Genomic DNA, 13270 nt, shown 5'->3' on the forward strand with positions numbered 1-13270 from the left:
CCCATGGCGATGCAACCCTGGTTCACCGACGCCAAGTTGGGGATCTTCATCCACTGGGGCATCTACGCCGTCGACGGTGTCCAGGAGTCCTGGTCGTTCTACGACGACATCGTCCCGCACGACCAGTACATGTCCCAGCTGGAGCGGTTCACGGGGGCCAGGTACAACCCCCGTGACTGGGCCGACCTGTTCGCCCGCGCGGGCGCCGGGTACGCGGTGCTGACGACCCGTCACCACGACGGTGTGGCCCTGTGGGACACGGAGTACGGCGACCTGAACCTCGGCAAGGACTATGTCGGTCCCTACGTCGAGGCCCTGCGCGAGAAGGACCTCAAGGTCGGCTTCTACTACTCGCACTCCGACTGGAACCACCCCGACTACGCCTCCACGCGCAAGCCGGGCCGCCCGCCGGAGCAGGAGGACAACCGCTACTCCGAGGTCGCGGCCGAGGACGAGGACCTTCAGGCCTGGGAGCGGTTCATCGCCTACCGGGACGGCCAGATCCGGGAGCTCGCCTCCCGCTACCGGCCCGACCTGATGTGGTTCGACGGCGAGTGGGACCGCAGCGAGGAGCAGTGGCGCATCCCCGAACTCGCCGCGCTCATCCGGTCGTACACACCGGACGTCGTCTTCAACGCCCGCATGCTCAGCGAGGGCGACTACGCGACGCCCGAGCAGGGTGCTCCCATCGAACCGCCCGACGGTCCCTGGGAGTTGTGCCTGACGATCAACGACTCCTGGGGCTACCAGCACCAGGACCACAACCACAAGTCCCTGGCACAGCTGATCCGCTACTTCACCGAGACCATCGGCGGCGGGGGCAACCTGCTCCTGGACGTCGGTCCGATGGAGGACGGCACGATCCCCGCGCCCCAGGTCGAGCGGCTTGAAGGCCTGGGGGAGTGGATCGCGAAGCACTCCGAGGCGGTGTACGGAACCGTGCGCGGGCTGCCCGCCGGGCACCACTACGGGCCCAGCACGCTCTCCGCGGACGGCCGGACCCTGTATCTGGTCCTCTTCGACGCGCCGCGCGCCGAGATCGGACTGCGCGGACTGGTCACCCCCGTCCGCAAGGTGACCGTCCTCGGCACCGGGACCGAACTCGGGCACAAGGTGGTCGGCGGTCTCCACGAGGCCGTCGGGATCGTGTGGATCGACCCGCCGGCCGAGGCCGACCTCGACCCGTACGCCACGGTGCTCAAGGTCGAGCTGGAGGGGGAAGCGGAGCTGTACCGGGGCTCGGGACGGTTCTGAGCGGTAGGTCACCAGGTCACGGCGGGTTTCCGGCCCGCCGTGACCTCTTCCGTTCGGTTCAGCCGGTGAAGCCGGCCGTGATCGAGGTGAACTGCCAGTTGCTCTGGCCGATGCCGGAGCAGTTGCTCGTCACACCACCGCCCGGGCACGGCCGGTCCCGGTTGACCGACCAGAAGGCGAGCCGCGCGATGTGGTGGGAGTTCGCCCAGTCACGGATCTGGGTCCAGACCGCGGTGCTGGTCAGCTCCTGCTGGTCGCTGAGCCCGTTCATCCCGGAGATCCCGATGTGGGCGTAGGCCGTCGCGTCGTCCCACCCGAAGGTGGACTTCAGCTTGGTCTTCAGCCCCTCCGTGGCGTTCACGGTGTTGCCGTACATGTCACTGCCGCCACCGAAGTCGAACGGCATGATCGTGAACACGTCGATGTTCGCGTTCAGCGCCTTGGCCTGCTCGATCAGCCGGTTGCCCCAGTAGGTGGGCCCGGTGGTCGAGGTGCCGAAGGTGAGAACGGTCCTCAGACCCGGGTTGTCGGCCTTGACGATCTTCAGGGCGTTCAGGATCCGGTCCTGCACGGTCGCGTTCTCGAACTCGTCCGTGTTCTCGATGTCGACGTCGATGGCTTTGAGTCCGTAGGCGTCGATCACCTTCTGGTAGGCGCCCGCCAGCGCCTCGGGCGTCGAGCAGTTCGGTCCGAGCTTGTTGCCGCTCCAGCCGCCGATCGACGGGACGATGTCACCGCCCGCGGACCGGATGGAGTTGATGACGGCCTGGTCGCTGCCGCCGGTCAGCGCCCGGCTTCCGTCCCAGGCCGGGTTGCAGCCACCTGAGGACAGGACGAACGCCATCGTGAACCACTTGATCCCGGTCGCGCTCATCACCGAGGTCGCGCTCGGCGGATCACCCCAGCCGAGGTACAGATAGGGCGCGGCCTGCTTGAACCCGGCGCCGTCACCGCCGCCCGCGTCGGTCGTCACGGACACGGAGTTGGAGGCCGCCGACACGTTCCCGGCCGCGTCCCGCGCCTTCACCGTGAAGGTGTAGGAGGTACTGGCGGCAAGACCGCTCACCGTGGCGCTGGTCCCGGAGACGCTGAGCACCTGGTTGGCGCCGCTGTAGATGTCGTACGCCGTCACCCCGACGTTGTCCGAGGAGGCGTTCCACGCCAGCGACACACTGGAGGACGTCTTCCCGGCGGACCGCAGACTCCCCGGCGCACTCGGCGCCTGCGTGTCCGAACCACCGCCCCCGCCGGGCCCGTCGAGGCTGATGTCGTCGGCGTGGTAGGTGCCCTGCGCGTACCAGCCGTGGACGTAGACGGTGGCGCTGGTCTGCGCGGCCCCGGTGGTGAACGAGGTGGTGAGCTGGCTGTACGCGGAGGGCGACGACGTCCACGTGGACGGACCGCCGTCCACCCCGAGATACACATAGCTGCCGCGCACCCAGCCGCTGAGGCTGTACGACGTGTTCGGCCGCACGGAGACGGTCTGGCTGCACTTGGCGTTGTCACTCGAACTCACCGCCCCGGCAAGGGCCTTGGAGCCCCCGTGGACGGGAGAGGAGACGACGGACCCGAGGTTCCCGGTGCAGGTCCAGGGGGAGGGGCTTCCGGATTCGAAGCCGGGGTTCGTCAGAACGTTGGCCGCCTGGGCCGTCTGGGGAAGCGCGACGGCACCGACGAACGCGAGTGCGGCGGTGCCGAGCAGGGCGAGAAGTCTGGAACGTCTGAGTGGGTTGCGCACGCGATCTCCCTGAAGATATGGGGGTGTTCGGGAGTGCAAGGGGGTGCGCAACAAAGTTGGTATGGACCAATGCCCGTGTCAAGACAACTGACAGGAACTGGACCCACCCAGGGGCGCGGGGAACTGCGCGACAAGCCACGCCGAACCCCGCACCCGGCCGCAACCTAAAGCGGCAGTACCTGAGCCGCTTCCACCACAGGTGAAGGCGCGGGAACAGACGGCAACAAGGGCTCGACCTCCTCCACCCGCTGATGCGGCACCGACACCGGCCGCAACTGCCTCGGCCCCGACACCACCGTGTAGTCCTGCCCCAGGAACGGCGGCTCGATCACTCCGGGATCCTCCCCGAGCGCCAACTGCACAGCGGCCCACGGCACATTGACCCCGCACAGGGACAGCTGGTGCAACCCACCCGCCGGCCGCGTGTTGACATCCATCAGCACCGGACGGTCACCGAACATCCGGAACTGGATGTTGGACAGATAGTGCAGCCCGAACCCCTCGGCGATCAGCCGCGCCGGCTCCAGCCACTGCTCGTCCCGCGTGAACCCCCGACGCCGCCCGTTCTTCGTGCGGCCGATCGCCAGCCGCACCCGGTTGTCGGTCCCGGTGAGCGTGTCCACCGACACCTCCGGCTGTTCGAGCCGCGGCATGACCAGCCAGTCCACCTGCTCGTCGGACTGCTCCAGCGCCTCGACGACCATGTCGAGGGAGACGTACGGGCTGGGAAATCCGTTGAGGTGCGAGAGCGAGAAGGGGGCGCGCGTGATGATCCGGAAGCCCACCCCGCCCGCGCCGGACGCCGGCTTGAAGCACGCCTTGTGGCCGTCCGCCTCCAGCTTCTCCACGGCCGCGACCAGGTCGTTCGCGGTCCGCACCCGCCACCACGGCGGCACCGGGACGCCGATCGCCTGGACCGCCTCGTAGGCGACGACCTTGTCGTGGAAGACGGCCACACCCTCCGGCGGCGGCGCCAGCAGCGCCGTACCGGCCGCGGCGAAGTCGGCCCGGTGCGCCACGATCGCGGCCTGGTGCAGCCGGGGCACGAACACGTCGATCCCGCGCCGCCGGCACTGGTCGAGGGCGAACTCGACGTAGGCGGCCGGGGACAGGCTCTCCGGCTCCAGTTCGGCGGTGTCGGCGGCGGCCAGTACGGGGGAGTCGGCGTCTCCGTGCGTCGCGTGGATCTCGACGGCCCGATCGCTGGGATTTCGCCGTAGCTGATCCATGAAGAACACGTTCTCCGCGTACGTGCGGTTGAGCCAGACGCGTACGCGAGAGAGCATGCAGGCCGCCTTTCGGGGTTTTCGGGCAGGGCGAAGCAGGCCCGGCCCGGGCAGGGTGGTTGGAGGGTCACCAAACCGCCCCTTGCGAAGGGAGGTTCAGAGCGGTGGTGTTGGGGCGATCATACGGCTTTCAAGGGGTGCGCGTGCAACGCACGTGTTACGGATTTACCGATCATGAAACCGCACCGCCGCGATCCACTCTTGTACCAGGAAACCAAATGTGTTCTCGTGGTCCCACTCGGGTGCTCGGAGGGGGCGGGAAGTGACGTCTACGGCCGGTGGTGCGGCGCAGCTTCTGGCCATCAGCGACCTGCACATCGGCTATCCCGAGAACCGCTCGCTGGTCGAGGAGATGCGCCCGGGGACCGACGACGACTGGCTCCTCGTGGCCGGGGACGTGGCCGAGACCGTCGCCGACGTCCGCTGGGCCCTCGAAACCCTCGCCGGCCGCTTCCGCAAGGTCGTCTGGGCCCCCGGCAACCACGAACTGTGGACCCACCCCAAGGACACCGTCACCCTGCGCGGGGTCGCCCGCTACGAACACCTCGTCGAGGTGTGCCGCGAGCTCGGCGTCCTCACCCCCGAGGACCCCTACCCCGTCTGGGACGGCCCCGGCGGCCCCGTCGCCGTCGCCCCGCTGTTCCTGCTGTACGACTACTCGTTCCTCCCGGCCGGCTGCACCACCAAGGAACAGGGCCTGGAGTACGCGCACGGCACCGGCATCGTCTGCAACGACGAGTTCCTGCTGCACCCCGACCCCTACCCGACCCGCGAGGCCTGGTGCCGGGCCCGGGTCGCCGGGACCGAGCGAAGACTCGCCGCGCTCCCCGACGACCTGCCGACCGTCCTGGTCAACCACTACCCGCTCGACCGGCACCCCACGGACGTCCTGTGGCACCCCGAGTTCGCCATGTGGTGCGGCACCGCGCTGACCGCCGACTGGCACCGCAGGTTCCGGGTCGAGACGATGGTCTACGGCCATCTGCACATCCCCAGGACCACCTGGCACGAGGGTGTCCGGTTCGAGGAGGTGTCGGTGGGCTATCCACGGGAGTGGCGGCAGCGGCCGGACCCGCCGGGACGGCTGCGCCGGATCGTGCCCAGGGAGGTCGGCGCACGGTGATCGAGGAACTTGTGCCGGACTCCGTGGTGGTCGTCGAGGCGTACGGCCACGACGAGCCGGAGAACGCGGCGCTCTACCCCGAGGAGGCTGCCCTCGTCGCCCTCGCCGTCGCCAAGCGGCGCCGCGAGTTCACCGTCGTACGGGCCTGCGCCCGCCGGGCCATGGAGAAGCTCGGCGTGCCGCCGCAGCCGATCCTGCCCGGTGAACGCGGAGCCCCGCGGTGGCCGTCCGGCCTCACCGGCAGCATGACCCACTGCGAGGGCTACTGCGCCGCCGCCCTGGTCCGCGCCGCCGACCTCGCCTCCCTCGGCATCGACGCCGAACCCCACGAGCTCCTGCCGGAGGGTGTGCTGGAGAGCGTCTCCCTGCCGGGGGAGCGGGTCAGGCTGCGGGACCTCGCCGGGACGCACCCCGCGGTCCACTGGGACCGACTGCTGTTCAGCGCCAAGGAGTCCGTCTACAAGGCGTGGTTCCCCCTCACCGGCAAGTGGCTGGACTTCTCCGAGGCCGACATAGAGATCGTCGTCGACCCGGCAAACCCCCTCAGCGGCGCCCTGCGTGCCGAACTCCTCGTCCCCGGCCCGTTGGTGGGCGGGGAGCGGCGCGGCGTCTTCGAGGGCCGCTGGACGGTCCAGGGCGGGCTGGTGGCGACCTCGGTGACGGTGCCGCACGCCTGAGCGCACGGCACCTGCCCGGTCAGGGTTCCGGCGGGCACCAGCTGTGCAGCAGCCCGAAGAACTCCTCCTCGTTGCCCGCGAGGCCCGCGTCCGCCAGTGCCTGGTCGGCCTCGGCGAGGACCGCCGGCGGGACGACCGGGGGCCGGGCCGCGTCCGGCGGGCCTGACGCGGTGTCGAAAGCGGCTCGGACCGTGTGCAGCAGCCGCAGATAGGCCTGGACGGCGGTGCGCTCACGGTCGGTCAGTACGGCGGTGGGCATCGGCGGCTCTCCCCAAGTCGTGTCGGTCATACGGGTGTGCATCTCCAGCTTGCCGTCCACCACTGACAATCCGGCTTCGGTGCCCTTGCGTTCGCCCGCTTAGCGGAGGCGAAACCTCCCCGAAATCACCGTGGGGAATGCGGTCCTACGCTGGGAGGAAGGGCTTTCGGCCGCCTCGTCGCGGCCAACGGAACGGGAGGCGAGTACGTGGTCGACGACCCGCGCCGGCGCCCGGTGCGCGCCGTCCGGCTGCGCCCGGTGGGCGACGGAGAACTGGAGTTGCAGTACCGCGTGGTGCACGGTTACCGCCGTGCCTTCCGCATGGCCGGCGAAGGGCCGCCGCTCGTGCTCATCCACGGCATCGGGGACTCCTCCGCGACCTGGGCCGAGCTGATCCCCGACCTGGCCCGCACGCACACCGTGATCGCTCCCGACCTGCTCGGCCACGGCGACTCCGACAAGCCGCGCGCCGACTACTCGGTGGCCGCGTACGCCAACGGCGTGCGTGATCTGCTCACCACCCTCGGCATCGAGTCGGCCACCCTGGTCGGGCACTCCCTGGGCGGGGGAGTGGCGATGCAGTTCGCCTACCAGTTCCCCGAGCGCACCGAGCGGCTCATCCTGGTCAGCGCGGGCGGGGTGGGCCGTGAGGTCAACCCCGTGCTGCGGCTGGTGTCGCTGCCCGGCGCCGATCTGATGCTGTCCTCGCTGCGGGTGCCCGGCATGCGGCTCCAGGTGGGGCTCGCCGTACGGCTGATGAAGCTGCTGGACACCGACCTCGGCCAGGACGCCCCGGATCTCCTGAAGCTCGTCGACGCCCTCCCCGACGAGACCTCCCGCAACGCCTTCATCCGCACCCTGCGTGCGGTCGTCGACTGGCGCGGCCAGGTCGTCACGATGCTCGACCGCTGCTATCTCACCGAGGGCATGCCGACCATGCTGCTGTGGGGCGACCGGGACAGTGTGGTGCCCGTCCGGCACGCCTTCGGGGCGCACGAGGCGATGCCCGGCAGCCGCCTGGAGATCTTCGAGGGCGCGGGCCACTTCCCGTTCCACACCGACCCCGCCCGGTTCGTCGAGCTGGTCGAGGAGTTCACGGCCACCACCGCTCCGGCGGACTGGAGCCGGGAGCACTGGCGGGACCTGCTGTGCGAGGGACGGCCGGGCGACGCGCACGGCCGTGCCGTGGAGCGGGACCTGAGGGAGGCGAGCGAACGCAGCGCGACCTGAGAAGATCTCCGGTCTCGCCTCAGCCCTGGGGGCCCAGGTAGCCCAACGACGTCTCGATACGCCCGGCCAGATGGTCCTGCTGCACCGGACCCCGCAGTGACGAACCGGCCAGCAGCGCCCGGCACTTGCTGGCCAGCAGCAGGCCGAAGCTCTCCGCATCCCGTTCGTCGTCGAGCTCGAAGCGGCTGCGGGCGGCGACCTTGCGCACGGTGGCCTGGAGGTCGGCGTCGTCGCTGAGCAGACGGGCGGCGACCGCGGCGCCCTCGACGTGGTGGGAGCAGTGGCCGGCGTTCATGTGCCACAGCTCGTGGCCGAGGATGACCAACTGGTGGTCGGGGGCGGTGCGTTCCTCGATCACGACCAGGTCCTGGTCGGCCATGTCGAGCCACAGCCCGCTGGCCGTGCCGGGCGGGAAGGGCGCCGTACGGAAGTGGACCGGGCGGCCCCGGCGTCTGCTCATCGCGTCGCACAGGGCGCCGTACAGGTCCTCGGGCCGGGCCGGTGCCGTCAGCTCCAGCTCGGCCACCAACTCGCCGCTCAGGCGGCGCATGTGCTTACCGATGCCCACAGTTCTCTCCCGGATCAGGACTCGGGCCGCTTGACGCTCTCCAGGAGCATGTCCAGCCACTCGGCGACCTTGTCACGGTGCTGGTCGGTGGGCAGCTGTGCGGCCCGCCAGGCGATCCCCCGGACGCCGTGGTCCTGCAACAGCCGCTCCAGGGGGTCGTGGGCGGCCGCCGCGGCCTCCCGCTCCCGGTCGGCGAGCTTGTGCAGGAGCTCCTGCTCGGTGTGCTGGAGCGCGCCCGCGAGCGCCTCGGGGTCCTCGGCCGTCAGGAAACCGGCGTGGACCCGGAAGAAGCGCTGGATGGCGTCGCAGTGCTCCATGGTGGGGCGCCGGTCGCCGTTGATGAGGGCGCCCGCCTGCTGCCGGGACATGCCCGCGCCGTCGGCGATCTCCTGCTGGGTGTACTTGCGTCCGCCCGGCTTGAGGCGGGTGCGGCGCAGCAGGTCGAGCCGCTGCAGGAACCGCGCCTGGACGTCCGGTTCGCCCGCCGGGCGCCCGCTCAACAGGGCCTTGACCACGGGCTCGGGGACACCGGAGGCGACGGACAGCCGCCCGGTGTCGAAGACCTGTGCATGCGGCACACCGAGCCGGTCGGTGAGTGCGGTGACGCGGGCGACGACGGCCGTCAGTACGACCGTGGCCGCGTCGTCCGGGCTCTCGAAGCCATCCGACACCGACAGATCTCCTACGTCTCTCACCCGACTTCTCACCGGCACGCGCCGTGAACTTCCCGGAGAGTAGCCCGTTGTTCGAACCCACATCCAGGTCTCGCCACAACTGTGGCCAATTTCAGCCGTCAACAGGTACTGAATGCCACGATAGTTGACACGCCTCGCTTCGGGGAAGCAGGATCAAGGCGCCGCGTGAAGGCCGCATAGGCAAGAGGGGTGACCTCCCGATGGCATATCAGGCAGGTGGGCAGCCGTCGGAACTGCGGCCCGTCCCCGAGGGGCTCGAAGCCCGGGCGTATCTTCAGGACTACACCACGCTCCTGGAAGCCGTCCCCTTCCCGTCCGTCGTCCTCGACCACCGCTGGGACGTCGTCCTCGCCAACACCGCTTTCGCGTCACTTTTCCGCGCGGTGGGACCGCATCCGACGGCCATGCCGGGTGCCAACTTCCTCCGGTTCGTCCTCTTCCATCCCGATGCCGGCAGCGTCCTCGGCGAGCACGAGTCGCGCTGGTGCCTGCCGATGCTCGCGCACTTCGCGGCCGCGGTGGAGCGGCACGGCCACGACCACGGCCTCCAGGCGATCCGCCGGGACATCGCCCAGGACCCGATCATGGACGCCGCCTACCGGCACGGCCTGCCGCACTGGATCCGCGCGGTCGGCGAGCAGGCGGTGGAACATGATGGCGCCGTACGCCCCCTCGTACACCCCGATCCGCGCTGGGGCGCCACGGACTGCCGGGTCGTCGACGAGACCCCGCGCACCCTGCGCGACCTCGGCTACACCCGACTCACCCTGGTCCTCCGTCCGGCCCCCACCAGGCGCCGCCCGCGCCGCACGGCGACCCACCTCAGCGTGGTACCCACCCCCCAGTCCTGACGGGCACCGTCGGCGTTCAGGTCGCCGACGGCGCTCCGTCAGTGGTTTTCGGCCCCGTGGAGCAAGAGCGTTCCACGGGGCCGCCCGTCCCGGCTCACTCCGCCGTGACCGGAGCGTCCTGCCCGCCCCCGCGCTTCGCCGCCTGGATCTGCTCGTACACATGGGTGCGCAGTTCGGCGAAGCGTGGGGCCACGCGGGTGTGCAACTGGTCCCGCTCGTCCGGGAGATCGACCTTGAGCTGCTCCTGTACGACCGTGGGGGAGGCCGACAGCACGATCACCCGCTCGCCCAGGTAGACCGCCTCGTCGATGTCGTGGGTGACGAACAGGATCGTGATGCCGCGCTCCCGCCACAGCCGTCGTACGAGATCCTCCAGGTCGGCGCGGGTCTGTGCGTCCACCGCCGCGAACGGCTCGTCCATCAGCAGGACTTCGGGCTCGTAGGCGAGCGCGCGGGCGATCGCGACGCGCTGCTGCATCCCGCCGGACAGCTGCCAGGGGTACGCCCCGGCGGCCTCCGTGAGGTCCACCGACTCCAGCGCGTCGGCGACCAGTTCGCGTCGTCTCGCTTTGCTCAAGTCCTTCTGCTTCAGCGGCAGTTCGATGTTGTCGGCGACCCGCATCCAGGGGAACAGGCTGCGCCCGTACTCCTGGAAGACGAACGCCATCCCGGGCGGGGGGCCGCTCACCTTCCGTCCGCCCAGGAGGACTTCGCCGCCCGTCGGAGCGAGCAGACCGCCCATGCACTTCAGCAGAGTCGTCTTGCCGCAGCCCGACGGGCCGACGAGACACACCAGTTCGCCCGCCTCGACGGTGAAGGTGAGATCGCGTACCGCCTCCACCCTGCGCCCCGACCCCTCGTAGACCTTGTTCAGGCCGCGTACGTCCAGCATGGACCGCCCTTTCGCGTTCGGGTGACTCACGGGGACCGCCGGGCCGAGGCGCGCAGGCCGTGGTACCAGGCGAGGACCCGTCGCTCGACCAACTGGAAGACGACGGAGAGCAGATAGCCGAGCAGGCCGAGGACGATGATCCCGGTCCACATGTCGGGTACCGCGAAACTGCGCTGGAACTGGACGATGGTGAAGCCGATGCCGTTGCTCGCCGCGAACATCTCGCTGATCACCATCAGGATGATGCCGATGGACAGCGCCTGGCGCAGGCCCGCGAAGATCTGCGGACTCGCCGAGCGCAGCACCAGGTGGCGCAGGCGCGACCGGCCGGTGATGCCGTAGGAGCGGGCCGTCTCCACCATCACGGGGTCGACCGCACGGACGCCCTCGACCGTGTTGAGCAGGATCGGCCAGACACAGCCGCTCGCGATCACCGTGACCTTCATGGTGTCGCCGATCCCCGCGAACAGCATGATGACCGGGACCAGGACCGGGGGTGGCACCGCACGCAGGAACTCCAGGACCGGCTCGCACACCGCCCGCACCCGCCGGTAGGAGCCGATGACCGTGCCGACCGCCACCCCGACCACGGCCGCCAGCGCGTAACCGGCCGTCAGCCGCCAGATGCTGGGCAGGACGTCGTCGCGCAGCCGGTCCGCGGTCCACACGTCCGGGAAGGTCCGCAGGATCGTGCGCAGCGGCGGCCAGAAGACGTTGGTGCTGTCGGCCGACGCCAGCCACCAGCCCGCGACCAGCAGCGCGGGCAACGCGATCACGAAGACCAGTTGGAGTGCGAAGCGTTTCACACCGCCACCTCCCCGCGCACCGACTGGTGCCAGGCCAGCGCCCGTCGCTCCACGGTACGCGCGCCGACGTTGATGAGCAGCCCCAGCACACCGGTCACGACGATCAGCGCGTACATCTCCGGCACCGCCTGCGAGTTCTGCGCGACCGCGATCCGTGCGCCCAACCCCGGTGCGCCGATGACGAGTTCGCCGGTGATGGCGAGGATCAGCGCGACGGCCGCGGCGAGCCGGACGCCGGTGAACACATACGGCAGCGCGGTCGGCCACAGCACATGGCGGATCCGCGCCCAGGTGCCGAGACCGTACGACCGCGCAGTCTCGTCCGCGACGGGGTCGACGTCCTGGACGCCGTAGAGCGTCTGGATGAGGACCTGCCAGAAGCTGGCGTACACGACGAGCAGCAGCACCGAGCGCAGTTCGTTGCCGTACAGCAGCACCGCCAGCGGGATGAGGGCGACCGAGGGGATCGGGCGCAGGAACTCGATCGTCGAGGCCGTCGCCTCGCGCAGATACGGCACGACCGAGACGACCACCCCGATGACGATCCCCGCCGAGGCGGCGATGGCCAGGCCCAGGGCCCAGCCGGTGACGGTGTCGCCGAGCGCCGTCCAGAACGCGCCGTCGGAGAGTTCGTCGGCGAAGGCGCGCACGATCCGGCTGGTCGGCGGGAAGTACTCCTCCTTGACCAGGCCGAGCCGCGGCACCGCCTCGCCCAGCGCGAGGAAGGCCGCGAGGCCGGCGGCGCCCAGCGCCGCGTTCTGGTACTTCACGGAAGGAGCGCGTCGACGTCGGGGGTCTTCTTGAAGAACCCGTCCTCCTCGCCCAGCTTCGCCAGTGCCTCGATCGAGGCCTTGTTCGGCTCGGCCGGCCACTTCGGCAGGATCACCTGACCCAGTACCGACGCCGGGATCTTGGTGTACGTCGTGATGATCTGGCGTGCCTCGTCCGGGTGCGCGTCGGCGTAGGCGAGGGACTCCGCGGTGGCCTCCTGGAACTTCTTCACCACGTCGGCGTTCTGCTGCTGGTACTGCGTGGAGGTGAAGTACATGGCCACCGTGGTGTTCGCGGCCACGTCCACCATCGGGGAGGCGACGACCTGACCGCCCTGGCCCTTGATGGTGGCCAGCGCGGGTTCGACCGCACAGGCCGCGTCGACCTGGCCGCTGTCGAGCGCGGCGGGCATCTGGTCGAAGGCCAGCTCCACGAACTTCACCTTGTCCGGGTCGCCGCCGGCCTTGCGGACCGACTCGCGCACCGCGGACTCGTTGATGTTCTTCAACGTGTTGATGGCGACCTTCTTGCCCTCCAGGTCCTTCGCGGACTTGATCGAGCTGCCCTTCTTCACCGTGATCGCGGCAAAGTCCTTGCCTGCGACGCCTGTTGAGGCGATGCCGTTGGAGACGGCCTTGACCGGCACGCCGGACGACTGGGCGAGCAGGAGCGAGGTGACGTTGGAGAAGCCGAACTGGAACTGGCCGCTGGCGACCCCGGGCACGATCGCCGCGCCGCCCGACGCGTTCGAGATCTCCAGCTTCAGGCCGTGCTTGCTGTAGAAGCCCTTCTTCTGACCCAGATAGACCGGCGCGACATCGACGATCGGGATGAGGCCGAGTTTGACGGTGGTGGTTCCGCCGGACGACGATCCCCCGTCCGAGGCCCCCGAGTCGCCGGACGAGCCACAGGCCGACACGGTGACCAGGAATGCTCCGGCCGCGAGGGCGGCGAGCATACGACGCATGGCTCCTCCTGTGCAGACTTCGTTGTTCCGACAGGCTGTGCTTACGACAGGCTGTGCGCAGACCGCACAGTGGTGCTCAGGGCGAAAGGTATTGGTCTCGCAGGATGGGGTCAACTCCTTTGGCTGACAATATTGTTGACACTCTCTCGACGG

At 69.8% G+C, this 13270-nt stretch carries 14 protein-coding genes; 5 read left to right on the forward strand and 9 right to left on the reverse strand.

The window, feature by feature from the left end; genetic code table 11:
- Positions 1-3 precede the first annotated feature (3 nt).
- Positions 4-1254 carry an alpha-L-fucosidase gene (locus AB0D34_RS37650; protein WP_362670246.1) on the forward strand — a complete coding sequence of 417 codons (1251 nt, stop codon included), beginning with the start codon at positions 4-6 and terminating at the stop codon, positions 1252-1254.
- 58 nt (positions 1255-1312) lie between these two features.
- Here AB0D34_RS37650 and AB0D34_RS37655 read toward each other — a convergent pair whose 3' ends face one another.
- Both AB0D34_RS37655 and AB0D34_RS37660 read right to left on the reverse strand, forming a co-directional pair.
- Complete coding sequence (locus tag AB0D34_RS37655; protein ID WP_362670248.1) at positions 1313-2992, reverse strand: carbohydrate binding domain-containing protein; 1680 nt, start codon at positions 2990-2992, stop codon at positions 1313-1315.
- Positions 2993-3156: 164 nt separating this feature from the next.
- The gene (locus AB0D34_RS37660; protein WP_362670251.1) at positions 3157-4278 is read right to left on the reverse strand and encodes an ATP-grasp domain-containing protein; all 1122 of its coding nucleotides are present in this window, start codon (positions 4276-4278) and stop codon (positions 3157-3159) included.
- A gap of 262 nt (positions 4279-4540) precedes the next feature.
- Here AB0D34_RS37660 and AB0D34_RS37665 point away from each other — a divergent pair, with 262 nt between their 5' ends.
- Positions 4541-5401, forward strand: a complete 861-nt coding sequence (locus tag AB0D34_RS37665; protein ID WP_362670253.1) for a metallophosphoesterase — start codon at positions 4541-4543, stop codon at positions 5399-5401.
- On the forward strand, positions 5398-6078 hold the full coding sequence (locus AB0D34_RS37670) for a 4'-phosphopantetheinyl transferase superfamily protein (protein ID WP_362670256.1): 681 nt from the start codon (positions 5398-5400) through the stop codon (positions 6076-6078). The genes AB0D34_RS37665 and AB0D34_RS37670 overlap by 4 nt, the downstream gene beginning before the upstream one ends.
- Positions 6079-6097: 19 nt before the next feature.
- Here AB0D34_RS37670 and AB0D34_RS37675 read toward each other — a convergent pair whose 3' ends face one another.
- The gene (locus AB0D34_RS37675; RefSeq protein ID WP_362670312.1) at positions 6098-6337 is read right to left on the reverse strand and encodes a hypothetical protein; all 240 of its coding nucleotides are present in this window, start codon (positions 6335-6337) and stop codon (positions 6098-6100) included.
- Positions 6338-6544: 207 nt separating this feature from the next.
- Between AB0D34_RS37675 and AB0D34_RS37680 the strand changes: the two genes are divergently transcribed.
- Entirely contained in the window at positions 6545-7567 is a 1023-nt protein-coding gene (locus tag AB0D34_RS37680) for an alpha/beta hydrolase (protein ID WP_362670259.1), read from the forward strand.
- Between the two features lie 19 nt (positions 7568-7586).
- Here the strand turns inward: AB0D34_RS37680 and AB0D34_RS37685 are convergent, their stop codons facing one another.
- Together AB0D34_RS37685 and AB0D34_RS37690 are read right to left on the reverse strand one after the other, a co-directional pair.
- Complete coding sequence (locus AB0D34_RS37685) at positions 7587-8117, reverse strand: toxin-antitoxin system, toxin component (RefSeq protein ID WP_362670314.1); 531 nt, start codon at positions 8115-8117, stop codon at positions 7587-7589.
- A gap of 32 nt (positions 8118-8149) precedes the next feature.
- Entirely contained in the window at positions 8150-8806 is a 657-nt protein-coding gene (locus AB0D34_RS37690) for a helix-turn-helix transcriptional regulator (RefSeq protein WP_362670261.1), read from the reverse strand.
- Positions 8807-9030: 224 nt separating this feature from the next.
- Between AB0D34_RS37690 and AB0D34_RS37695 the strand changes: the two genes are divergently transcribed.
- Positions 9031-9681, forward strand: coding sequence for a hypothetical protein (locus AB0D34_RS37695; RefSeq protein ID WP_362670263.1), 651 nt, complete (start codon positions 9031-9033; stop codon positions 9679-9681).
- A gap of 94 nt (positions 9682-9775) precedes the next feature.
- Here AB0D34_RS37695 and AB0D34_RS37700 read toward each other — a convergent pair whose 3' ends face one another.
- Genes AB0D34_RS37700 through AB0D34_RS37715 form a run of 4 tightly spaced genes read right to left on the reverse strand, consistent with a single transcriptional unit; the run spans position 9776 to position 13117 of the window.
- Positions 9776-10573 (reverse strand): ABC transporter ATP-binding protein, encoded by a 798-nt coding sequence (locus AB0D34_RS37700; RefSeq protein ID WP_362670265.1) that lies wholly within the window; start codon positions 10571-10573, stop codon positions 9776-9778.
- Positions 10574-10599: 26 nt separating this feature from the next.
- A complete protein-coding gene (locus AB0D34_RS37705; protein WP_362670268.1) occupies positions 10600-11379 on the reverse strand; it encodes an ABC transporter permease subunit in 780 nt (259 codons plus the stop codon).
- Positions 11376-12149, reverse strand: coding sequence for an ABC transporter permease (locus AB0D34_RS37710; protein ID WP_362670270.1), 774 nt, complete (start codon positions 12147-12149; stop codon positions 11376-11378). The genes AB0D34_RS37705 and AB0D34_RS37710 overlap by 4 nt, the downstream gene beginning before the upstream one ends.
- On the reverse strand, positions 12146-13117 hold the full coding sequence (locus tag AB0D34_RS37715; RefSeq protein WP_362670273.1) for an ABC transporter substrate-binding protein: 972 nt from the start codon (positions 13115-13117) through the stop codon (positions 12146-12148). The genes AB0D34_RS37710 and AB0D34_RS37715 overlap by 4 nt, the downstream gene beginning before the upstream one ends.
- Between the last annotated feature and the right edge of the window lie 153 nt (positions 13118-13270).

The sequence above is a fragment of the Streptomyces sp. NPDC048420 genome, assembly GCF_040651535.1.
Classification (GTDB): Bacteria; Actinomycetota; Actinomycetes; order Streptomycetales; family Streptomycetaceae; genus Streptomyces.

Excerpts from the sequence above, each read along its gene's own strand:
- AB0D34_RS37650 (WP_362670246.1), top strand. The coding sequence starts at position 4 with ATGGCGATGCAACCCTGGTTCACCGACGCCAAGTTGGGGATCTTCATC.
- AB0D34_RS37660 (WP_362670251.1), bottom strand. The coding sequence starts at position 4,278 with ATGCTCTCTCGCGTACGCGTCTGGCTCAACCGCACGTACGCGGAGAAC.
- AB0D34_RS37675 (WP_362670312.1), bottom strand. The coding sequence starts at position 6,337 with ATGCCCACCGCCGTACTGACCGACCGTGAGCGCACCGCCGTCCAGGCC.
- AB0D34_RS37685 (WP_362670314.1), bottom strand. The coding sequence starts at position 8,117 with ATGCGCCGCCTGAGCGGCGAGTTGGTGGCCGAGCTGGAGCTGACGGCA.
- AB0D34_RS37695 (WP_362670263.1), top strand. The coding sequence starts at position 9,031 with ATGGCATATCAGGCAGGTGGGCAGCCGTCGGAACTGCGGCCCGTCCCC.
- AB0D34_RS37700 (WP_362670265.1), bottom strand. The coding sequence starts at position 10,573 with ATGCTGGACGTACGCGGCCTGAACAAGGTCTACGAGGGGTCGGGGCGC.
- AB0D34_RS37715 (WP_362670273.1), bottom strand. The coding sequence starts at position 13,117 with ATGCGTCGTATGCTCGCCGCCCTCGCGGCCGGAGCATTCCTGGTCACC.